This is a genomic window from Maricaulis sp. CAU 1757, from assembly GCF_054482675.1.
In genome coordinates this window covers 1-22,206 of record NZ_JBTLRI010000006.1, presented here as the reverse complement: position 1 = coordinate 22,206, position 22,206 = coordinate 1, and the positions used below count along the sequence as shown (strand labels likewise).

The window sequence follows — 22,206 nt, the reverse complement described above, 5'->3', positions numbered from 1 at the left end:
CCTCCCAGGGGGCCCCGGAGAAGGCGCGCCGTGTCGGGCCGGTCTCGCCGCCGCCCATCTACTCGGCGGCCAGCAGGTCGAGCGCCACCGCCGTCATCGCCTCGGTGGCTTGGGTGATCGAAGTCTGCGGATCATCCGGTGCAAAGAAGGGCGAGTGATTGGACGGCGGGCTTTCCCCCCGCTCGGCAAAACTGTCGAGGCGCTCCTGGGTCGTGCCACCGACCCAGAACATGAAGGTCGGGACGTTGTGCTCGGTCCGGTGATAGCGGGAGAAATCCTCGCCGCCCATGACCGGATCGACCTCGACCACGCGGTCGGCACCGAAACGCTCACGCATCGTGGCGACGGCCCGCGCCGCCAGTTCCGGATTATTGTAAAGCGCGGGCGTGTAGGTCTCCTCAACTTCGACACGCGGATACTCGTCTTCGCGCAGCCCGTAGCTGGCCGCCTGGTTGTGCGCCACCCGCTCGATGCCGGTGAGCAATTGCTGGCGCACTTCGTCGGTGTAGGAGCGCACGGTCAGTTGCAGATGGGCCCCATCGCTGATGATGTTGTGCTTGGTGCCGGCATTGAAGGCACCGACCGTGACGACCCCCGGCTCAAGCGGAGACAGCTCGCGCGATACCAGGCCCTGCAGCGCCACCACGATCTGTGCGGCCAAGAAGATCGGGTCCTTGGTGGTGTGCGGATAGGCGCCATGCCCGCCGCGTCCCTGGACGTAGATATCAACCGAATCGACATTCGCCATGGCAAAGCCCGGCACGTAGGTGATCATTCCCGCCGGGATGGCCGAGAAGGTGTGGAACGACACGTTGAAATCGGGCAGCGGGAAGCGCTCGAACAGACCATCATCCAGCATGTCGCCAGCGCCCTCGCCCAGCTCCTCTGCCGGCTGACCGATCAGCACCAGCGTACCACCCCATTCGTCGCGCCGCTCGACCAGTTGCCGGGCCGCGCCGACCAGGGCGGTCATGTGGGTATCATGCGCACAGGCATGCATGACCGGGCTCTCGACGCCGCGGCGATCGGTGCCCCGGGCTGTCGAGGCATAGGACAGGCCGGTTTGTTCCTCGACCGGCAGCCCGTCCATGTCGGCCCGCAACATCAGCGTCGGCCCCTCGCCGTTTTCCATCACCGCCACGACACCGGTACCGCCGACCTGTTCGGTAACTTCGAAGCCCAATCCGCGCAGCTCCTCGGCAAGCCGGGCCGCCGTATCGACTTCCATCAGGGACAGCTCGGGATTGGCGTGGAAATGCTCGTAAAGCGGCCCGAGATGTGCCTCGTAATCGCTGATGATGGCCTGGCGCAGGGCGTCATTGCCACTCTGCGCTGCGGCCAAGCCCGGCAGGCTGAGGGCCAGCGCCGAACCGGCCAGGAGGCCGGCCAGAAGGCGATTGCTCAATCGGGTCATGTAACTTCCCCCCCCGTGGAATATCTCTCAAACGGCATTCGACTGCTCGCACCGGGAAAGGTCAATAGCCGCCCGGCGGGATCTGTGCCCCTAACGGACCTGCCGCACCGGCGCCGGCATGTGGCACGCCTCAATCACTTCAGGCGGTGTCTCGAAGAAGAATTCGTGCGTCCGGTGACGTCGCGCCGCCTTGCGGGCCTCGAAGGCCGCACCGTCGCTGCGCATGATCTCGTAGACTGGCCGTTCGTTTTCCGGCAGGTCGGCGACGACCCGCACCCGCTGCATGACATTGGCCGGACCGGGAACCTCCATGACCCCCGAATTGATCTCCGGGTCGCCCCTGTGCAGCGATTGCACATGCTCCATGCCGTCAATCACCCGACCGAACACCGACATGATGCGATCAAGATGACGCGGCCCGTGACCGAGCACGATGTAGAATTCGACATCACCCGTGTCCGGCTGATTGTCGCGCGCCATGGCCACGATGCCCGGACAATGGATTGGCCAGACCTCGCCCCGCACGGCATCACGCGCCGCCGGGAAGCCGGCCACATGTCCGACCTCCGGTGCGTACAGGTCCGCATCGATCATCGGCGTGAACGTGACCGCATCGGCAGGAACCGTGAATTCCCCGACCAGGGCAGGATAATCGGGCAAGGTCTGCCGGTCCGGGTCTTCGCCGCGGCCGCCCTGGGCCACGAATCCCTCGATCACCCGGTAAAAGCTCAACCCGTCATAAAATCCGGCTCGTGCCGCATCCCGCATGCGGGCCGCATGCTCTGGCGCCGCCCAGTCGGCCAGTTCGATTACCACCTCGCCGGCGGGAAGCTCGATCAAAAGCAGGTTTTCAGGGACGGCCGCTCGCCAGTCTGCATCGGCCTGCCCTTGGGCCCGCGCCTCTGACGCGGCCTCGCCCATTAAAAGCCCCGCCACCACCAGTCCGACTGCCATGTAAGACATCGAGTTCACTCCCCTTTTCAGCCATAGGACAGGGGCACGACTTTCACGTCAAACCGAAAACCACTGTCAGTCGGAGGACCCACCAAAACGTTCAGTCCATTCGGCAACGTCACTGTCCTCGATCTTCTTGAACAGGACTTCCGGCGGCTCCACGGGGCGACCGGTATCCAGCTGGGTCAGCAAAGCCTTGGCATCACCGTTAGGCCAAGCCCTGTCGGCCGTATTCACCCCCAGCGCATCAAGAATGGTCGCCGCGGCGGTCGGGATGATCGGCTGCGCAGCACAGGCCATGACAATCATGAAGTTGAGCGCAGTGCGCACGCCGATCGCGGCTTTTTCCGGGTCGGTCTTGAAATGGGTCCACGGCTCGGCCCGTGTCAGGTATTCATTGCCCAGCGCCCACAGGCCGCGCACATCAGCCGCGGCCTTGCGGAATTCCATGCCCTCGAAATTGGCTGCGGCGGAGTCGAGGCGCTGGGTCATTTCGTGAGCCAGCCAGTCTTCGTGCTCGCCCCATTCCCCGCCGGCGGGCACAACACCGTCAAAGCGTGACTTGTTGAAGCGCAGGATTCGGTTGACATAATTGCCCAGCACGTCGGCCAGGTCCTTGTTGATCAGCGACTGGAAATGCTCCCATGTAAACGCCGAGTCCGAACCTTCCGGGGCATTCGCGGTCAGGTACCAGCGCCAGTAATCGCCCGGCAGCAGTTCCAGCGCCTGATCCATGAACACGCCGCGCTGCTCGGAGGTCGAGAACTTGCCACCATACCAGGTCAGCCAGTTGAACGCCTTGAGCTTGTCGACCGTCTTCCAGGGCTCCTCCGAGCCGAGGATCGTGGCCGGGAAAGACACGGTGTGAAAGGCGACATTGTCCTTGCCCATGAACTGGACATAGGTGACGTCGTCGGCTCCCGCATCGGTGCGCCACCAGCTTTTCCAGTCGGTTGCAGCCGTTTCGGCCCATTCGGCCGTGGCACCGAGATAGCCGATCGGAGCGTCGAACCAGACGTAGAACACCTTGGTCTCGAAGCCGGGCCTCGGCGCACCGTTCTGGGTTACCGGGACACCCCATTTCAGGTCACGCGTGATCGAGCGGTCACGCAGGCCTTCATCGAGCCATTTATAGGCGATTGACTTGGCCAGGGAGGGCCAGCCATCCGCCGCATCCACCCAGTCGCGGATGCGCGTCTCCATCTTGGTCTGGAGCAGATGGAGGTGCTTGGTCTCGCGGACTTCCAGGTTCTTCGACCCGGAGATTTTCGAGTACGGCTCCTTCAGGTCGGTCGGTTCCAGCAGGCGCCCGCAACTGTCGCACTGGTCGCCGCGAGCGCGCTCGAAGTCGCAGTGCGGACACGTACCCTCGACATAGCGGTCCGGCAGGAAGCGGTCATCATCGATGGAGAAGACCTGTTCCTCGACCCGCTCCTCGATCAGGCCGTTGGCCTCCAGCGCCTCGGCGAAATGCTGGGTCAACTCACGGGTCTGCCGGCTCGACGTTCGACCGAAATAATCATAGCTCAGAGCGAATCCGGCCCCGGCCTCGGCCTGGATGGCGTGCTGCTCATCGCAATAGGCCCTCACATCCATGTCGGCTCTCGCCGCTGCCAGTTCCGCCGGCGTGCCGTGCTCGTCGGTGGCGCAGATATACAGCACATCATGACCACGCAGACGCTGGAAACGGGCGTACACGTCCGCCGGCAACATGGACCCGGCCAGATTGCCCAGATGCTTGACACCATTGATGTAAGGCAGGGCGCTGGTGATCAGAATTCTGGCCATTGGGTCCGCTTTCCTGTTGTCGATTATCGCAGCCGACGAGTCGAATCCGGTGTACACTTCCCGCGCTGGGATGCGAGCCGCAAGGGGCTCGCGGGCAGGACGCGCACACATAGCCGTCCTTTCAAGGGGAGGAAACACCCAATGCCGCGTATCTTCGGAGTCAATCTCATCGCCTGGCTGGTCGCGTCCGTCGTGGCCTATTTCGTCGGCTTCATCTTCTACGGCCTGCTGTTCACTGATCTGTGGGTCGGCCTGTGGGGCTTCAGCGAAGCCGAGTTGCAGGCTGCGGAAGCCGGTGCTGCCATCGGCATGATCGGCGGTTTCGTCATAACCCTGGCCACGGCCCTGGCCATCGGCATCGCCCTGCGCGCGCTGGACGCCATGACCCTGGGCCCGGCCATCAAGTGGGCCGTCTTCCTGTGGGCCGGCTTTGTCATCACCACGATGGCCTACGACATCGCCTATGCCAGCCAGCCCTTCATGCTGCTAGTCCTCGACGGCGCCCATACCCTGGTGGCCTTCATCGCCATGGCCGCAGCCCTGGTGCTGCTCGACGGCGTCGGCGCCAAGTCCGCCGCCGCTCCGGCCGAATAGGCCGACAGGGCAAACCGGTTGGACCACCTGACGGCCGGGAGCCCGGGCTCCCGGCCGTTCTCGTTCGCGCTGACCTGAAATGCCGTTGCACTCCCCTCTTGTCGCCCGCCTCGCCCCCGCGTATCAGGACCCGGCGCCACGCGCGCCCCGTGCAAATCGCACCGGGCCGGCTTAGCTCAGCTGGTAGAGCACCTGATTTGTAATCAGGGGGTCGGGGGTTCGAGTCCCTCAGCCGGCACCATTGAATTCAGACACCTTGGGGAATTCCGGAGTCGCCTCTGGTGCAGCAGGCTAGCAATGCGCTACTCCCACGCGCCATCGTCCCGATCTCGATGCGATGTGTCCCCCAAGCGTCATCCGTCTTGCGCGGTGCCGTTCAGCGCCGCGAGAATGGCGGGAATCCTGGCCTTGAGCTTGAAATACCCCTTGCCCGCATGCGGCCAGGCCTGACGGTCCCAGTTCCGGGCCACACCGACCAGCGCGATGTTTCGTGCCGCGAGTTCCCCCGCCAGTGGCGGTAGACAATCTCGAACTGGTCCGACTGTCGTCAAAGGCAGCACCACAGTGGCAATCCGTTCGGCCTCGGCCCAGCGCGTCACCGCGGCTCGAAAACCGGCGCTATCGCCAATGCTTTCAAGTGGTCGAGCTGCGGCGCCATAACCAGCCAGCCGGTCTTCCAGCGCGTCGGACTCAAATCGGCAAACGGCCGCAGAGACGGCCCTAGGCGAGCGCAATGTGGCGGTGGCGACCGCCAGAATGCTTGAGGGCGCCGTTTGCCGGGACAGGTGAGGTTCATGGCTGTCGGAGGTCAGCAGAAGTCCGTATCGGTCCGAAGGGAGCCGGGTGTCGGGCCAGGTCAGCGGCTGCGCTTCGTAGGCGTCGGTGTCCGCGATCGGGGCCGCGTCTTCGCGCAGCAGACCGGACAGATTGAAGCGGCCGCCGGTAAACTTGGCGATATTGTCGGCCCGAGCAAGATAGTGCTTACCCGCGGTGTGCAGTCCGGCGACCCATCGCCAGCTGCACGTGTTGGAGGCCGGGTCCCCATCGAGCAGGTGCCGCATGAAGAAATCGGCCCCGAGCACCCAAGGCAGTTTCAGGGTGAATATCCAGATACTGGCAAACCACATGCGCGCGTGGTTGTGCAAATAGCCGGTCTCGACCAGTTCCCGGACCCAGTAATCAAACGCATCCAGACCGGTTTCCCCGCCGATCGCGGCGGCATGGCTCGCTCGCAACTGGGCGTCGAACTGGAGGTCCCGGTATGCCTCGGCCAGCTTGCACCGATATGCGTCCCAGACCTGCGGTCGATGCTCCAGCCATCCCTTGAAGTAACTGCGCCAGAACACCTCCTGCACGAATTTCTCCGCGGCCGCACGGTCATGGCATTGCAGCACAGTCTCGACCACCTCGCGCTCCGCCAGCACACCATGCCGGATCCACGGTGACAGCATCGACACGTTCGAGCGGTCTCGTGGACCGAGATCATGATTTCGATCCCGCGCATATGCCCGTCCTAGATCGGGCAGGACAGCTTGTAGACGAGCGCGGGCTGCCTCGCGTGAAGCGGCAAATGTCATGACCTCATCCCTGCTACAGCGCCTCCGGGTTGGGATGAAAGCTAGCGCGGCGAGCGGCACGGGAAAGGCTTGCCGGATCGCTTCCTTCACAGTCCTCTCCGCCGCCACGCGCGCTGCCTGTGGTTGCCATGCTCGCGTTGCACACTTATCCTCTGACCGAGCGATGGGAGATTGTCATGGTTATAATGTCCGGTTTCATCGCGGCTCCCGTGAGCCTGCTGCTCACGCACGCCGAGCCGACATTGCAGAGTTACCAGATGCCTCCAGCCGAGGCGGCCTGCCACCAAACGGGCATGCAGGCGATGGAGCGAGAGGCCCAGCGCATGATGATGGAGGTGCACCGGACACGGGCCAGTCATCACAACCGCTCCACTTGCGATGATAACCAGCCTGGCCTGCACGATTGTGCCCAGGGGCCGGGTTCGACCCTGAGGCCACAGCGGACGGAACAGCCGACCGTCGAATTGATGGCTGAATCCCGCCGCGCCCGCCGCGCCGGCGCCCGCGCCTATCGCGCCTGCATGTCAGACACCTGATAGCCCCGACGAACCTGGAGCGCGGCACCGCACTCCGTTGGTCCGTTTCTTGCTTGGTTTTCCGGCACTATCGGGAGGCCAGCCATGCCGAGCATTCTTCTAATCGACCATAACCGCGCCAGCTTAGCGGCGGCCCGGTCATTTCAGGGGCTTGGCTATACCGTTGTCGCGGGCACTTCTGGCTATTGCGACTACATGAACCTGTCCCGATTTGTGTCGCGAAGCGTCACCTTGCCGGACCTGGCGGCAGCTCCGGAACGGGTTCTTCCCGCACTTGAAACCGTTTGCGCCGCTGATCCCGATATCACCGCCATCTTTTCCGTCGACGAGACCGGCACCCGCTGGCTGGCCCGCAATCAGGCCAGCCTGCCGACCGGACTGACCAGCTTCAATGTCGCCCAGGCGATCGTCGACCAGGTCTGTAACAAGGCTGGCGCCGCGCGGCTTGCGGAGACCTGCGGCGTGCCGGTCGCGGCGCGTCAGACGGTTGACAATCTTGCGGACCTGCAGGCCGCTGCACGCGACATCGGCGCGCCGCTGGTGATCCGCGCCGTCGAGTCCAATCATGACCTGTACGGCCGCAAGGCCGTGATCTGCCAAAGCCTCGCGGATTTCGACCGGATAGCCTCGCACTGGCCCCCCGAGGGGCACCAGCAGCTCATGGTTCAGCGCTACAATCCCGGCCGTCGCCACAATGTGTGCTGGAATGCCATCCAAGGGCGCTTGCACTCAGCCATCGAGATGAAAGTTCTGGCCACCACGACCGGCGGCCGCGACGGTTACGGCACCTGGGTTGAAACCGTGCGCCCGCACCCGGCCTTGCAGACCCACGCCACGCGACTTGCAGAGGCGCTTGGTTATCACGGCGCCGGCTCGGCGCAATTCCTCGTCGACGAGACCAGCGGCGATATCAGCTTCCTGGAAATCAATCCGCGTCTCGACGCCAATATCAAACTTGCCCAGGCCGACATGCCCTACATCGAGACCCATGCCGGCATCATGACGGGCGAGATCACCACGCCACTCCCGGACCCGTGGGCCTACAAGGCTGGGCGCCGCCTGTTCTGGCTGAAGGGCGAAAACCAGACTTTCAAGACACTGATCCGATCCGGCCGTCACGGCGAGCTGGCGGCCCGGGCCGCGCTGGCGGTGCCCCGATCGATCGGTGCAGTGCACGCCCTGTTCAGCCTCGACGACCCGCTGCCCGCCATCGCTTCGCACCTCAATCCGCTCCTGCAGCGCCTGCCCGGATCCCTGACCGGCAATCGGCGGCCATCCGCTCCTCAGCCCCTGGAACCGACAGATGCGTAACCCGCTCCTGGACCTTCAGGGCCAGGGCCGCTTCCTCTTCTGGCTCCCCGTCCTGGCGAGTGTGGTTCTGGTGACCGCGGTCATCGCCCAGCCCTGGGTGGACCCGGAATTGCTGTTCGCCGATGCGCTGGTGGCTGCCGAAGCCAGTGGGGCGTGCTGCAAGGTTTATTATGGCGCCATGTCGACATTGGGCGGGCTTATCTGGGCTGGCGCCGCCGCGATCTGCCTGATTGGCGCGTTGGCGCTCAGCCAGCTTGGGCCGTTGCGGCCGGCCGGTTTTCTTCTGGTCGCCGGTCTCTTCACCGGCTGGCTGACCTTGGACGACATGTTCATGATCCACGAGGCCGTGGCGCCGGGCCATGGCGTGCCGCAGAACCTGGTCCTCGCTGCGTATGTGGTGCTGGCGGCTGCCTACGTACTGGCGGCCCGGCAGGATCTGCTGCGTCAGCCCTACGGGCTTTTCGGGCTCGCACTCGCCGGCTTCGCCGCCAGTGTCGGCATTGACGTCATCGCACCGGGAACCGACCCCCGCCTCAGCCTGATCGAGGATGCGGCCAAGTTCGTCGGCATTGTCGCCTGGACCAGTTTCCACGCCGCCTACGTGATGCGGGCCGTGACGGATACCGCGCGTGCCCCCACGGTGAGGGACGAGCCCTAGACCGAGGTCGACAGTCAGGCCTTGCAACCTTTTGGGTAGCCTGTGCTTGACTGCAAAGTGCCGCAATCCTACGGCGCGTAGGGGGCCGACTGGGTGGCAAACATGTGCGCGTAGAGCCCGCCCTTTGCCATCAGCTCATCATGGCTGCCGTGCTCGATCAGACATCCCTTGTCGAGTACCGCGATGCTGTCGGCGGAGCGCAAATTGGCCAAGCGGTGCGAGATCAGGATCACGCTGCGACCGCTTTCCTTGCGAGCCATGAATTCAGCTTCGGCTGCCGGGTCAAGGGCGGCCGTGGGCTCGTCAAGAATGAGTATGTCTGCCGCCTCATTGACGTGCGCCCGCGCCATGGCCAGGCGCTGCCATTGGCCGCCGGACAGTTCCAAGCCATCGAGAAAACGCTTGGACAGCCTTGTGTCGAGACCCTGCGGTAGCTCCTCGACCAGATCGCGCGCCAGACCCGCATCAGCAGCCCGCATCAGCTGGTCGGTGCCCACGGCGTCGGACAGCCCGGCTCCGAAGGCGATATTGTCGCGCGCGGTCATCTTGTAGCTGGTGAAGGGCTGAAACAGCACGCCGAAGCGGCGTGCCAGGCAGGCCGGGTCCCAGTCGGCCAGATCCAGCCCGTCCAACGTGACCCTTCCGCTGTCTGGCCGGTACAGGCCGAGCGCCAGCTTGACCAGCGTCGTCTTGCCCGATCCGTTGGCACCAACCAGTCCCAGCCGAGTACCCGGGGCGAGATGCAGGCTGATATCGCGCAAGGCCGGATGACGCCGTCCCGGATAGGTGAAGTTCACGGCCTCAAAACGCAGCCCGTCACCGGGAGCCGACCCGGCCTGGGCTGTCCCGGTCGCGCGGTCATCAGGCAGGCCGGTCAGGGTGAACAGATTGTCCAGATACAGCAGGTCCTCGTAGACGCCGCTAAAGGCGGCCAGCAGCGCCGTGACATTGGCCTGGCCCTGCTTGAGCAGGCCGACCAGCATCAGCATGCTGCCCAGGGTCAAGGTCCCGAGCAGCGTCATCCAGACGATCCACAACTTGCCACCTAGGAAAACCGCTGAGGCGATCAGGCCGAGACCGGCTGCCATCCAGGCCTGTCGGGCCTGCAGCTGACGATCCTCACCGTAGAGCGAGCCGAACAGCTCGCGATAGCGCTCCGCGATGGCCGCGCCCCAGCCCATGTGCAGGCGTTCGCGCGCCATGCTTTCGCCGCTTATCAGGCTTTCAAGATAGCTTCGCTCGCGCATTTGCGGCGTTCGGCCGGTGTAAAACCGGTAGGCGGTGCCGGAGAAGCGCAGATTGCCCAAGAATAACGGGATCGCCCCGGCCAGCACCACGGCCAGCAACCAGGGCGACGCGGTGATCAGCAGACCGGCGACAGAGGCCAGCGTGACCGCGTTCTGGAGTACATCGAGACCGCGACTGACCAATCCGAACGGGCGACTGGTGGCAAACTGACGGGCTTGGACAAATTGTTGCTGCACCGCCGGGTCTTCGACTTGGACCAAGCTCAGCGATTGAGCCTTGTCGAGGATCAGCTGGTTGACATGAAAGCCCAGCTCGGCGTGCAGGCGTGCCTTGTAGAACACCAGCAGGCGGCGCGCGGCCAGCAGGACAGCGAGAATGACGCCTTCCAGAACGACCCAGGCAAATACCGTCTGGCGGTCCTCGACCAAGCCGCTCTCGACCGCGGCGACGACACTGTCGACAACCAGTTTGGAGACATATAGCGCCGCCGCCGGCAGCAAGGCGACGATCAGGGTGACCGCGATGACCTGAACCGCTAGGGCGGCGCTGGTGCGGATCACGAGGCCGAAGGCCCGCCGGGCGTGGGCGAGACAGGCCGCCAGGCCGGGTGGCGCCGGATCCGGACTGGGCGTGTCGCCCTCGCCCACCGCGTCAGGCCACGCGCGAGGGACGCGCCGTCTGCGCCGTGTCCTGCTCGGCGATCAGATTGCGTGACATCACTGCGCCCTTGTGCGGGAAGGGCTCGCTCGGCACCGGACGCTCGAGGAATGGCGCGAGCTTCTCGAAGCCCTCGCCGGAGCACACGTCGATGATCAGCAAGTCGTCCGGCCGGTCCTTGAAGTGCTCCATCACCCGGCGCACATGCTCGTCATAGACCCAGGAGAAGCGTTCCCGGTCATAATTGTAGCAACCATACACGGCGGAACGCAGGAATTGCCGCATCCGGATGTGCACTTCTTCGTCAGGATCATTGCAGTCCTTGAAGGCCGGCCGGTTGTACCAATGGCGCGAACACGAGGCGAGCCACTCTTCCTTGTCGCGCACGGTCAGGATGAATTTCGAGCCCGGATAATGCTTGTCGAACTGGTGGAAGAAAGGCGCGGTGGTGATGTCGGTCAGCCCATCATGATACCTCAGCAGTGTGAGGTCATACTGGGCGTTGGACAACTCGATATAAGTATCCTCGTCAATCGGATAATGACTGCAATCGAAACCAAGGATCTGCAGGGCGCTGGTCAGGCTGCGAGTGCCCGTGCGTGACAGGCCGAGGCCGAATATCTTTGGCTTCTCGGCACTCTGGCCATAGGCAATCCGGTCGGGCTGGGCATCGAGCCAGCTTTCTAGCTCGCCCATGGTGAATGCCCCCTTCTCGGTCAGGCCGAGCGCAGCAATTTCCTGTTCCGCATGCTCTGGCAGCGCTTCGATGAACGCATGGACCTCGTCCGGGGTTGCCGTCGGCGCGATATGCTGGCGGGCATATTCGACTGCGTGCTTGGCCATGGTCAGGTCGCAGAACTCGTCACTTTTGGTACGCCAGGTCTTCATCGAGGAGCGCAGCCGTTTTTTCTGAACCTTGGTACGGCTACGAAGTTCGCGCAGCGCGTACTTCATGAAGATGTGGCGATAGGCCTGGAAGTGATCATGGAGGATATCGAAATTGCGGAACTGCTTGCTCGCACCCATCGGCTTCATGGCGAGGTTGCGCAGCCGGCTTTCCGGGCGCAGGACGTACTTCATGTCATCCAGGGGCGGGTCGATTTCGGCCATTGACCGCACCAAGTCGATGCGCGTGATGTGCACGCCGCAATGCAGACGGCCCCGGAAACGATCAGACACATAGGCATCGACATAAGGTGCATCACACTGATCGATGAATTCGCGCATGTCCTCGAGGATCAGGCAGTCCGCATCGACATAGACGACATAGTCGCACTCGTGATCGATGCGCAGCATCTTATCGACGCACGCCGTGAACGGCCGGACATTGTCGATGATAAAGGTGTTCTCGGGCCGGATATGCTTCTTGGCCAGTTCGAGCGCCACGTCACGCGTGCGTTCATCGATCTGGCGGAAAACGAGGTCGACTTTGGCCATGTTTCGCTATTCTCCCCACTTGTAGGATTGGTTGGCCTGTGCCGCCATGGTTTCGAAAAGCGCGCGATGCGGCGCGCTCAGTTCACTGCGCCAGCGCAGGTCCAGCTCGATACGGCCGGAATGGTTTTCATAGTAGTCGCGTGTCCGCTGCCCGAGGCTGACGAATGCTTCGTCAGGCGTTTCGAACTGTTTCCGCGCTGCCAGGAATTGGGTGCCACTATTGCCGCCCAGCACGTGGTGGGGCGTCGCCGCGTAATCGAGCATGCCGGCCTCGAACTTGATACCGACGAGGTCACATATGGCCCGCGCAACCGCTTCCGTGTCCTCGACCAACTCCTCGTAGCGCACGCGCATCTTGGGCCCCGCAAAGGCCGCATACAGCGCTTCGCTCGCGGCCATCTTGTCGACCCAGTCGGAGATCTGCCGCGCAGGGTCGCGGTCGGGGTATTTGCGAATGCGGGAATTGACGACCGCGCGACCATCTCGGCTCAGCAGTAACAGACAGGCGGTACCGCCATCAGCACGCACCTCGTCGGTGCGGGCTTCGATCCAGGCCTCGTCCTTGGTCGAATCAATCAGGACCGGCACGCCGACATGCTGGGAGAGCTGGGCATAAAGGCAGGAACTCCGATCCCAACGGAAGTCAGCCCAAACAGGACAATCGGGACCGCAAATCTTGCACACCCGCTTGCGCAGCGGCTTGCGTTCATCGCCGAGATTGCGGGCCTTGCCACCTTCGCCGATATACATGGCCTCGGAGTGACTGCCGAGCAGCATGCCAAGCAGCGTCGAACCGGAATGACCGGCCCCGCAGATGGACACCGAGCAGACTTGCCGTGCCATTTATCCCCCTCCTGGCGGTCCGAATAGGAACGGTACCCGCCTGCAACGGTTAGCCACAAATGCCAGTGACAACACAAGCGGAAAATTGCCGCTTGTACCGTGCCGCCAGGCGATCCAGTTGCGTGCGACAGCCCGACGCGCTTCCGGGCCCCGGCCAGGAATGCTATCGCTGAGCCACTTTTTTTGCCCAAAGCCCTCCGATTGGAGTGACCGGATGTTCCGCTTTTCCTGCTTGGCCGCGTTGGCAACAATAACACTGGCCGCCTGTGGCCCAAACGAGCCTGACACCCCGACACCGCCGGTGGTGACACCGACAACCGAGACTTCAGCCGCCACGCCGGACGCCGTGGAGCCAGCAGGCGAGGCCCCCGAACCGGTCTCGGCGCGAGATCCCGACCCCGTCCTGGTCGCGCTTGGCAGCGACTATGCCAGCGCCGACTTGGATAACGGACGGCGGCAGTTCAGGCGCTGTCAGGCCTGCCACACACTTGCCGAAGGCGCTCGCCATTCGGTCGGCCCCAACCTCTATGGCATCATTGACGCACCGGCTGCTTCCCAAGAAGGCTTTGCTTATTCCGATGCGCTGGAACAGGCCGGGCTGGTTTGGACGGCAGAGACCATGGACGCCTGGATCGAGAATCCGCGTGTGGCCGTGCCGGGCAATCGGATGAGCTTTGTCGGCCTTCGGGACGCCGAGGCACGCCGCGACCTGATCGCCTATCTCGCCGTCGAGACCGCACCCTGAATTCGGTGCGCTGTCGCTAAAATGTTTGCCAGACCGAGAAGAATACGGCGCGCTCGATGATGGCGTTGCGCCCGGCCGGCGTCGCATACACGCCAAGGAAATAGTCCTTGCCACGCCAATGCCGGCCGACAGAAAGGGCGAGGCGATGTTGGTGGAATTCTGGCGCTCCCGGACGACCGGGCTCCAGGCTCCACACCGAATAGGACTGGGCGATCACCTGCCAGCGCTTGGCCGGCCGCCACCCAGCTGTGAGGTCGAGCCTCACTTCATCGAGGTCAGGCGCCTCGCGCCAACGCCACGCGGCCTGGACTTCCACGAACCCGGTTTGCCCGATACTGCGCCCCCACAGGCTTCGCAGATCGACGGCGTGTCCGCCGACCCCGAGAGGCCGGTTTGACACGTTCTCTCCGGCTCCGGGAAAGAGGGCTGTAACCTGCCCCGACCAGACTTGGCGTTCAGCCTGCCAGATGACCCGGCGCAAGCCGATCTCGCTGGCCGCGAATCCCTGTGCCGCATCCTCACCGGCCGACGTCCCCCGGCGCACCGTCTGCCAGGCAAAACGTCCCACCAAGGTGATGCGCTCATTGAGCCCGTATTCGGCATAAGCCGACAGCTCATCCTTGTAGAAATACCCGTCGCGCACAGCCTGTCCGCACGCATTGAAGCCTGTATCGGCCCGGTCGGTCAGAGAGGTCAGGATGAACAGGCCCTTGCCTGGCTCCCTTGGCCAGGCACCGGCCAGTGCCGGGGGCGGCAGCAGGCTCGCGAAACCAAGTCCTAAACCGGCAGCCAGCCTCAGCTGCCATCTATGTAGACCTGCTAGACTTCGAAACCCGGGCTTTCCCGGCGCACTCTGTCCAGCAGGGCAGCCCAGGCAATTTCCTTGAAGAATTCGTTGGACGAAATCTCGCCGGATTGTTCGAACACGCGATCCTGCATCGTCTGATCCCATTCGATCAGCTCTCCGCCAGCCTGCGCCATGACCTGGATGCGACATGCACGTTCCAGGAGATAGATACGAATATACGCGCTAAACGGGTGATCGCCAACCGATAGTGTTCCGTGGTTGCGCAGGATCATCAGATTCTTGTCGCCGAGATCAGCGACCAAGCGCTCCTTCTCCTCGTGGTCGAGCGCAATGCCTTCATAACCATGATAGGCCACATCATTGAAAACATTCATGGCGAGCTGGGAAATCGGGCGCAGCCCGTCCTTCTGGGCCGCCACCGCGACGCCGGCATCAGAATGCAGATGCAAAGCGACATGAACGTCCGGCCGAGCTTCGTGAATGGCGGAATGAATGGTGAAACCGGCTGGATTGATCCCATAGCGCGACGGAGGCAGGACATTGCCGTCCAGATCGATCTTGACCAGGTTCGAAGCCGTTACGTCCTCGTACAGCAAACCGAACGGGTTGAGCAGGAAATGCTCTTCGGGACCCGGTACGCGCATGGAGATGTGGGTGAAAAACAGGTCATCCCAGCCATGCATCCGTACCAGTCGGTATAGCGCGGCCAGGTCACAGCGCGCCTTCCATTCTTCCTCGGACACCTGATCCTTGACTGAAACATTGGCTTGATCGTCCATGTCTTTCTCCCGCTCACGCTGTCATGCGCCGTATGGCATCAGGATCGGCCTTTGCGTTGGCGTGGTCAAACCCTGATCACTCAGACATCGCGGGCCAGTCGTATGCCGGAAAACTGCCAGCGCGCACCCGGGGGGAAGAAATTCCGGTAGCTGGCCCGCACATGCCCGGAGGGCGTCGCGCATGACCCGCCACGCAGGACCTGCTGTCCGCTCATGAATTTTCCATTGTACTCGCCAACCGCCCCGCTGGCCGGCCGGAAGCGCGGGTATGGCGAGTATGCAGACCGGGTCCATTCCCAGACATCGCCGAACATCTGGCGGCACCCCTGCCCAGTGCGCGCCGGACCAGGCTGGGGCGCGACCCCCGCCTTGGCGAAACGCCCATCCGGGCCAGCCCGGCTGATAGCTGCCAATTCCCATTCACGCTCGTCCGGCAGACGCGCACCGGCCCACTCGGCGAACGCCGCAGCCTCGTAGTAACTGACATGAGTCACCGGCGCGTCCAGCTCGAGGGCTCGCAAGCCCGCCAGCGTGTATTCCAGCCATTGTCCGGCTTCGGTGCGGCGCCAGTAGAGCGGCCCCTCCCAGGCCTTCTCCTTCACCTGAGCCCATCCATCCGAAAGCCAGAGTGTCGCGGTGGCGTAACCACCATCGGCTATGAACTCCGCAAACTCGCCATTGGTCACGGCTCGGTCCGCCAATGCAAACGGCGTCAGCACGGCTTCGTGTCGGGGCCCCTCATTGTCGAAATGAAAGCCGTCTCCTGCATGCGCGCCGAACTGGTACAGGCCGCCCTCGAACTCCTGCCACCTTGCCCCGCCAGATGATGCATCGGGGTCATTGGCTGGCGCGTTGAAAACGGCCGGTCCGTGCGGATGGCAGCCGAGCACGTGCTTGATGTCGGTGAGGATCAGCTCCTGGTGCTGCTGTTCATGAGCGATCCCGAGCCATACCAGGTCCGCCCACTCGGCGCCTTCGGCCCGGCTGAGCAGCTTGCCCATAGCGGTATCGACATGGCGCCGGTAAGCGAGAATCTCATCCACACCCGGCCGGCTTAGCAGGCCGCGCTCGGCGCGCGGATGCCGTGACCCAACGCCTTCGTAATAGGAATTGAACAGAAAGCAGAACGCATCGTTGAAGACCGAATACCCCGGCAAGTGGGGCTTGAGCAGGAACGTTTCCCAGAACCAGGTTGTGTGCGCCAGGTGCCACTTGGTCGGACTGACATCCTCCATGCTCTGGATCTGCATGTCCTCGGGCGTCAAACCACTGACCAGGCTTTCGGTTTGCTTGCGGTTGGAAAAATATCCGGCGTCCAGCGAAAGCGGCTTCAGGTCTTCCATTTCAAGCTCTTCGGTCCTGCTGCGACAATTAAGAAGTTTTCAAGGCGTTTCGGTCTAACTAGAGGATCAACATAACCGATCCAATTTCGAAGCCCATGGCCGTTTCCACCGCTGAAGCCCTGCACTTGCTGACCAAGATGCGCGATCCGGACCAGCGCCACCAGATGGCACTGGGCGTGACCGATCTGTGCACGGCGCAGCCCCTATCGCCTACGGCTGACCCGATCGCTTCTGAACTCCTGATCACGCTCTCGGACCGCAGTGAGGCGGAAACCAAGCTCGCGATGGCCAAGAAGCTCGCCAATTGCGACTGGGCACCGCATACAGCGATTAGGCATTTCGCGTTTCAGCCCATCGAGATCGCAAGCGTCATTATCAAGTCCAGTGACCGTTTGCTGGACAAGCACATGGTCGAACTGGCCGAACGCGGCTCGCCGGAACACCGCTTGATGCTGGCCGGTCGGCCGAACATCTGCCTCGCCGTTACCGATGTCCTCGCCAAGCCGCGCGAAGCGAACATCCTTCGCGCCCTGGCCAGCAATGATACGGCCGAGATCAGCGAGAATACGCTGTCGATCTGCCTCAGTGTGGCCCGCGCCCACCCGAAACTCCGTGAGGCCCTCGCCCGCCGCCCCGATCTGTCGACCGAATTCGCCACCCAGCTGTGCATCATGATGCCGGACAATTGGCGCGAGGAGTTGTACCGCCGCTTTGCCCTCGACAAGGGCGAGGTGGAGAAACTGACCGTGCAGGCCGCGCTGTCCGCAGCGCCGGAAAGCGCCGACAAGGAGGCCGCTGCCAAGGTTCAGGCCGCCCACGAGGCGGGGGAACTCAGCGGCAAGTACGCTCTCGACGCCCTGTCCGGGGGCGATGAAGTCCTGTTTGATCATGCCATCGCTCATCTGTGCGGCATCAAGGTCGGCCAGTGGCGCGTGGCCCTGGCGATGGGCGGTGTACGCGCCGCCGCCATGGCCTGCCAGGCGGCCCAGCTGGAACGCACGGCCTACCCGATCATTCACCGCGCCCTGCGCCGCTCGGGCCGCATGCACCAGGCCCTCGAGGGCGACGCCATGTCCGCGGCGGCCAATGTGTTCCGCATGTACGGACCGGAAAAGGCTGTGAAGGTCTTGCGCCAGATGGGCGCCCGAGGTTGAATAAAAGCCTGTCACGACAAGCTTTTCACAGGTCCTAGCCATTCAGCCCCGCCTCGCCTTCCTGGCCAGTCCCCGTCCCGAGGCCCAGTCCGCCCGCACGCAGCTGGAAGGCCTCTATGATGCCGTGCCGCTGGAAGAGGCCGAAGTCATCGTCGCGCTGGGCGGTGACGGCCTGATGCTTGACGCCCTGCACGCCTCCATCCGCACCGGGGCCCGCGTCTATGGCATGAATTTCGGTTCGGTCGGCTTCCTGATGAACGAGTTCAAGGCCGAAGGCCTGTACGAGCGCATCGCCAAGGCCGAGCGGGCCCGCATCCATCCACTGCGGGTACGCGGCCGTGACATCAAGTCCCGCGAATTCGACGCCCTCGCCATCAACGAGGTCTCACTGCTGCGCGAGACCCGCCAGACCGCTAAGATCCGCATTACGGTCGACGGCAAGAGCCGCATGGACGAGCTGCAGGCGGATGGCGTGCTGGTCGCCACACCCGCCGGTTCGACCGCGTATAATTTATCCGCCCATGGCCCGATCCTGCCGCTCGATTCCCGGCTCCTTGCCCTGACGCCGATCAGCGCCTTCAGACCCCGGCGCTGGCGTGGCGCGCTCCTCCCCCGCAAGGCGCGGGTCGGTCTCGACATTATCGAGCCTGAACTGCGCCCGGTGTCCTGCGTGGCCGACAACGAAGAATTCCGCGAAGTGGCCCGGGTCGACATTGTGGAAGCCAACGACGTCACGCTGACCTTGCTGTTTGACCAGGGGCACAACCTGTCTGAACGCATCCTGGTTGAACAGTTCCAAAACTGAGCGCATTTAGGGGGCCGTTAAGCACCCGTCGGTAGTGTGCAAGACGAACCGGAAACATGGATGCCCAGACCCCGATGCCCAATCCATTCCCTGACACCTCACGCGACCAGCGCAGCGTCCTGATTGTCGACGACTGCGCCGCCTTGCGCGGTGCCTTGCGCGTATCGCTGCAGGCGTTTGGATTCAGTCAGGTGCTCGAGGCCGACAGCGTTGCCCGCGCCCTGGACACCCTGGACAGCCGCAGCGTCGACCTGGTCATCACCGACTGGAAAATGCGGCCGCGCAACGGCCTGGACCTGGTACGGGCCCTGCGCCCGCGACAGGCCGCCCGGGCAACGATCCCGGTCATCATGCTGAGTGCCTACAGCGACGACGCCCACATAACCGAAGCCCACCGCGCGGGCGTCGACGCCTTTCTTGCCAAACCTTTCACCGCATCCTCGCTGGCCCGGGTCATCCGCCACGCCATGCAGGACAGCGGCGAAGCTTCTTCCGTGCCCAACCCCGCCAGCGACGACCGGCCGATGCCGTTCGCCGACGCCGTATAAGAGGACCTTGCCGATGGCTAAATCCGATGAAGTCGAGGTGATCTCCGCGCCCAACATGCTGCAGATCAAGATCGGTGGCCCGATCAGCCAGGCCGACGCCCACCTGATCATGAAAGCCGAGGAGGCCATGAAGGACATGCGCGCCGATTTCGGCGCCTGGCTTGAGGAGGAAGTGGTCAAGCTGGAAGAGTCGGCCAAGAAGGTCCTGAGCGCCGGCCTCAAGGGCGAGGAAGGTGAGGACCTGTTCATTCGCGCTCACGATCTGCGCGGCCTCGGGACCACCTATGAATTCCCTATCATCACGCGCCTCGCGGCGTCGCTGACTAAGATGATCGACATGCCGGAAAAGCGTCAGAAGGCCTCCAAGGCCCTGGCCCTGGCCCATGTTGGAGCGATCCGTGCCGCCCTGTCGCAGAATATCCGCGATGAAAAGGACCCGGTTGCGGCCGAGTTGGCCAGCGAACTGGAAACCCAGAGCAAGGCCTTCGCGGAACCCTGGAAAGACGACTGATCGAAGCATCACGGTCGCAATAAAACAGGCGCTCCGCCGGCGGGGCGCCTGTTTCATGTCCGGGGTCAGCCGGCCCTGGCCAGATCCGGAACATCCTCGTCGAAGCGCGAGAGGATATAGTCGATGTCGCCTTCCGGCAGCCCCTGGAAACGGGTGATCGCACGCTCGGCAAGACTGCGGCGGAAGCGTTCGCGACCGGCGCCGTCATGCGGCATTTCCATCGCGTGAAAGATGTCGAAGACAGCCCTGATGGCCGGATAGAGACGGGACGGCATGCCGGTGCGGTCATAGACCGCGCGCAGGCCGAGCGGCCCGGCATCGTGGACCAGCAACCAGGTCTTGGCGTGGGTCAGCCCGGCCAGTTCGGCAAAGGCATGTTCGACGAATGTGATGTGCCCGCGCAGCAGGGCACGCACGATCAGCGACGGCGTGAGCCGTGCATTCATCCGCATCTGCTGCACGAAATGCCGCGGATTGTGCGCCAGGCCGGCCTGGTCGACAAGATCGATGACGGCCCGCTCGCGCGCGCCTTCGGAAAGCTCCACAGCCAGTTGAGGCGGCAGGGCGTGGGTCCGCACCAGTCGCTCCAGAGCTGTGTCGGAGATGTGCGCGATCAGCTTTTCCGTGACCGCCAGCGGCAAGCTGGAACGGGCCACGAAACTGTCCATGATGGCGGGATTGTCGCAGAATTCGCTGAACGCCCGCTGGTAGGCGTCCGCGTCGAACTCGGCCCCGTCATTGGCAGCGGCCACGCCAATGGCCGCGCTGTCACCTGTGTCCATGATGGCCTGGACCACCGGGCCGGCAAGCGAGGCCCGTCCGGCGATCGCCAGGCGCTTCTCCGGGCTCTCCTCGGCCAGCACCTCGATCAGCAGGTCGTCGCCCAATACGGGCGACTCGGCGAGCAGCGGGACCGCAATGCTGTCGACATCACGGATCAGCTGGGCCGCGATGTCGGCCGGCAGGTGGGGCGACTGTCGCAGGGTCACGGCGAGCGCCCGGCGGACCAGCTCCACAGCGTCACCGGCGATCAGGCGCAGGATGTCATTGGCCGCTGCGCGCTCGGCGCGGGTCAGCTCGACGCTGTCCATGCGGCGACAGATCTTGCGCGCCGCAAGGGCCCGGTCCTCGTCATCCTTGCCCTTGACCAGGCGACGGATATCCTCGCCGGTCAGCTGATTGCGCAGCGCGACAACACTCATGCCGTGTTCCATTCCGAGCGGGCCGGGTCGGCCTGGGCCGCTCCGGTCTTGGTCTGCCTGCTGGCTCCCCCGCGCCCGATCACGACGAGCGTGCCCGGGCGGCGCGCGGCGCCTCGAGGGATGCGAGGATTTCCACCAGGGCGGGCGACAACTCGCCATTGCCGATGGCCGTGCGGTCCGGTGCCATGGCATTGCGGATCGGCGCCGGCGCCACGCGCCAGCCCTGTTCGGCGATGCGGCGGACCGCACCCGCGACGGGATCACTGTCCTGCGCCCGTCCGATCACCGGTGCCATGGCCGGGCCACTTGCCGGGGCGGAGGCCGAGGCAAAAACCGGCGCCGTCATCGGCGCGGCAGCGTCGAGGCCCCGTGCCGGGCGCGACGAAGCTCCCGCCCCGTCGCCATGGCGCCCGGTCAGTTCGGCCAAGACTTCAGCGGCATTGCGGGCTCTGCCACCGTCATAGAAAATGGTCCGGTTGGCCCGGGCGGCAGCCGGAAACAGCTGATCAGCGCGCGTTTGCGGTTGCTGCTCTGCGGCCTCGATCAGGCTGGCGGCACCGCCGGCGCCGAGGAAATGGGCCACGTAGAGCTCGCCGCTGTCGACCGGCCGGCCGATGCGGGCCTCTATGATGCCGGCGTTTTCCGCGGCCAGCTCCCCGGCCATGCGCGACGCCGCCACGGCGTCGAAGCGCAGGTCGAGGATGCGCTGGCGCTGCTCGGGATCGGACACGACATAACGGCCCTGGCCATCCTGGCTGATCGCTGCCGCGGCATCGGCGTAGCCATGCTCGGCGCCGCGGCGCTGCATCACGCCCAGCCAGGTCTGCTCGATGAACTGGAACATGCCGGCGGCCGAGGACGTGCGCGCCTGGGCGTCGAGCTGGAAATTGCTCTCGCGGGCGGCGGTCTCGATCAGGAAATTGAAGTCGGCGCCGGTCTCGCGCGCCGCCTGCCGAATGGCACGCGTGGCAAAGTCCTGGCTCGACATTTCGACGGGGCTGACCAATCCGGTCTCCAAATGCACAGCTGGCGAATCGTCCGCCAGACTCGGCCCAACATGCCTAATCCCGGGTTAACAACCGCCCGGCCACGATCAATAGCGCCACGGCGCTTCCGCCTGGCGGGATGAGGATGCGGGACGGTGCAGGCGTCCTGCGAATTAAAAACTGGACGTCGACACCGTCCCGCATGCGGAGATTTGACCGGGCCTCGAAGGACCCGAGTTGGCAAGGCGGGCTGGTCTGGAACGGTCCTCCAATAGTGCCGCTCCTCGCCGCCCGCAGCCCCGCCGGGG

21 protein-coding genes and 1 tRNA gene are annotated in these 22,206 nt (G+C 64.1%); 10 read left to right on the top strand and 12 right to left on the bottom strand.

Annotated features, from left to right (window positions below; all coding sequences use genetic code 11):
• Positions 1–58 precede the first annotated feature (58 nt).
• From ACXYMR_RS13750 to metG, 3 genes are all read right to left on the bottom strand, one after another.
• Complete coding sequence (locus tag ACXYMR_RS13750; RefSeq protein ID WP_458943478.1) at positions 59–1,414, bottom strand: M20 metallopeptidase family protein; 1,356 nt, start codon at positions 1,412–1,414, stop codon at positions 59–61.
• A gap of 90 nt (positions 1,415–1,504) precedes the next feature.
• Positions 1,505–2,377 (bottom strand): peptidylprolyl isomerase, encoded by an 873-nt coding sequence (locus tag ACXYMR_RS13745; protein WP_458943477.1) that lies wholly within the window; start codon positions 2,375–2,377, stop codon positions 1,505–1,507.
• Positions 2,378–2,443: 66 nt separating this feature from the next.
• The gene (gene metG, locus ACXYMR_RS13740) at positions 2,444–4,156 is read right to left on the bottom strand and encodes a methionine--tRNA ligase (RefSeq protein ID WP_458943476.1); all 1,713 of its coding nucleotides are present in this window, start codon (positions 4,154–4,156) and stop codon (positions 2,444–2,446) included.
• 141 nt (positions 4,157–4,297) lie between these two features.
• Between metG and ACXYMR_RS13735 the strand changes: the two genes are divergently transcribed.
• Complete coding sequence (locus ACXYMR_RS13735) at positions 4,298–4,750, top strand: DUF1761 domain-containing protein (protein WP_458943475.1); 453 nt, start codon at positions 4,298–4,300, stop codon at positions 4,748–4,750.
• Positions 4,751–4,915: 165 nt separating this feature from the next.
• A tRNA-Thr gene (locus ACXYMR_RS13730) sits at positions 4,916–4,991 on the top strand.
• Between the two features lie 112 nt (positions 4,992–5,103).
• Here the strand turns inward: ACXYMR_RS13730 and ACXYMR_RS13725 are convergent.
• Positions 5,104–6,417 carry an FAD-binding domain-containing protein gene (locus tag ACXYMR_RS13725; protein WP_458943474.1) on the bottom strand — a complete coding sequence of 438 codons (1,314 nt, stop codon included), beginning with the start codon at positions 6,415–6,417 and terminating at the stop codon, positions 5,104–5,106.
• Between the two features lie 86 nt (positions 6,418–6,503).
• Between ACXYMR_RS13725 and ACXYMR_RS13720 the strand changes: the two genes are divergently transcribed.
• The 3 genes from ACXYMR_RS13720 (at position 6,504) to ACXYMR_RS13710 (ending at position 8,832) form a co-directional block, all read left to right on the top strand.
• On the top strand, positions 6,504–6,863 hold the full coding sequence (locus ACXYMR_RS13720; protein ID WP_458943473.1) for a hypothetical protein: 360 nt from the start codon (positions 6,504–6,506) through the stop codon (positions 6,861–6,863).
• Positions 6,864–6,947: 84 nt separating this feature from the next.
• Entirely contained in the window at positions 6,948–8,174 is a 1,227-nt protein-coding gene (locus ACXYMR_RS13715; RefSeq protein ID WP_458943472.1) for an ATP-binding protein, read from the top strand.
• On the top strand, positions 8,167–8,832 hold the full coding sequence (locus ACXYMR_RS13710) for a hypothetical protein (protein WP_458943471.1): 666 nt from the start codon (positions 8,167–8,169) through the stop codon (positions 8,830–8,832). The genes ACXYMR_RS13715 and ACXYMR_RS13710 overlap by 8 nt, the downstream gene beginning before the upstream one ends.
• A 68-nt stretch (positions 8,833–8,900) precedes the next feature.
• Here ACXYMR_RS13710 and ACXYMR_RS13705 read toward each other — a convergent pair whose 3' ends face one another.
• The 3 genes from ACXYMR_RS13705 to ACXYMR_RS13695 are packed head-to-tail and all read right to left on the bottom strand — an operon-like array spanning position 8,901 to position 13,017.
• Positions 8,901–10,727: an ABC transporter ATP-binding protein gene (locus ACXYMR_RS13705; RefSeq protein ID WP_458943470.1), complete on the bottom strand. Its 1,827-nt coding sequence runs from the start codon at positions 10,725–10,727 to the stop codon at positions 8,901–8,903.
• A 4-nt stretch (positions 10,728–10,731) separates the two neighbouring features.
• Positions 10,732–12,174: a sulfotransferase family protein gene (locus ACXYMR_RS13700; RefSeq protein ID WP_458943469.1), complete on the bottom strand. Its 1,443-nt coding sequence runs from the start codon at positions 12,172–12,174 to the stop codon at positions 10,732–10,734.
• Between the two features lie 6 nt (positions 12,175–12,180).
• Entirely contained in the window at positions 12,181–13,017 is an 837-nt protein-coding gene (locus ACXYMR_RS13695) for a sulfotransferase (RefSeq protein ID WP_458943468.1), read from the bottom strand.
• A 301-nt stretch (positions 13,018–13,318) separates the two neighbouring features.
• On the opposite strand from ACXYMR_RS13695, the gene ACXYMR_RS13690 reads away from it, so the two are divergent.
• Positions 13,319–13,762 (top strand): c-type cytochrome, encoded by a 444-nt coding sequence (locus ACXYMR_RS13690; RefSeq protein ID WP_458943467.1) that lies wholly within the window; start codon positions 13,319–13,321, stop codon positions 13,760–13,762.
• 16 nt (positions 13,763–13,778) lie between these two features.
• Here ACXYMR_RS13690 and ACXYMR_RS13685 read toward each other — a convergent pair whose 3' ends face one another.
• From ACXYMR_RS13685 to egtB, 3 genes are all read right to left on the bottom strand, one after another.
• Positions 13,779–14,405, bottom strand: coding sequence for a hypothetical protein (locus ACXYMR_RS13685; protein WP_458943466.1), 627 nt, complete (start codon positions 14,403–14,405; stop codon positions 13,779–13,781).
• 176 nt (positions 14,406–14,581) lie between these two features.
• A complete protein-coding gene (locus ACXYMR_RS13680; RefSeq protein ID WP_458943465.1) occupies positions 14,582–15,349 on the bottom strand; it encodes a class II aldolase/adducin family protein in 768 nt (255 codons plus the stop codon).
• Positions 15,350–15,429: 80 nt separating this feature from the next.
• On the bottom strand, positions 15,430–16,692 hold the full coding sequence (gene egtB / locus ACXYMR_RS13675; protein ID WP_458943464.1) for an ergothioneine biosynthesis protein EgtB: 1,263 nt from the start codon (positions 16,690–16,692) through the stop codon (positions 15,430–15,432).
• Positions 16,693–16,787: 95 nt separating this feature from the next.
• On the opposite strand from egtB, the gene ACXYMR_RS13670 reads away from it, so the two are divergent.
• The 4 genes from ACXYMR_RS13670 to ACXYMR_RS13655 are packed head-to-tail and all read left to right on the top strand — an operon-like array spanning position 16,788 to position 19,710.
• On the top strand, positions 16,788–17,846 hold the full coding sequence (locus ACXYMR_RS13670; RefSeq protein WP_458943463.1) for a DUF2336 domain-containing protein: 1,059 nt from the start codon (positions 16,788–16,790) through the stop codon (positions 17,844–17,846).
• A gap of 40 nt (positions 17,847–17,886) precedes the next feature.
• On the top strand, positions 17,887–18,651 hold the full coding sequence (locus tag ACXYMR_RS13665) for an NAD kinase (protein ID WP_458943486.1): 765 nt from the start codon (positions 17,887–17,889) through the stop codon (positions 18,649–18,651).
• Between the two features lie 56 nt (positions 18,652–18,707).
• The gene (locus ACXYMR_RS13660; RefSeq protein WP_458943462.1) at positions 18,708–19,199 is read left to right on the top strand and encodes a response regulator; all 492 of its coding nucleotides are present in this window, start codon (positions 18,708–18,710) and stop codon (positions 19,197–19,199) included.
• Between the two features lie 13 nt (positions 19,200–19,212).
• Complete coding sequence (locus tag ACXYMR_RS13655) at positions 19,213–19,710, top strand: Hpt domain-containing protein (protein ID WP_458943461.1); 498 nt, start codon at positions 19,213–19,215, stop codon at positions 19,708–19,710.
• 65 nt (positions 19,711–19,775) lie between these two features.
• On the opposite strand, the gene ACXYMR_RS13650 is transcribed toward ACXYMR_RS13655, so the two are convergent.
• Complete coding sequence (locus ACXYMR_RS13650) at positions 19,776–20,912, bottom strand: DUF2336 domain-containing protein (protein WP_458943460.1); 1,137 nt, start codon at positions 20,910–20,912, stop codon at positions 19,776–19,778.
• Between the two features lie 79 nt (positions 20,913–20,991).
• On the bottom strand, positions 20,992–21,918 hold the full coding sequence (locus ACXYMR_RS13645; protein ID WP_458943459.1) for a hypothetical protein: 927 nt from the start codon (positions 21,916–21,918) through the stop codon (positions 20,992–20,994).
• Positions 21,919–22,206: the final 288 nt, after the last annotated feature.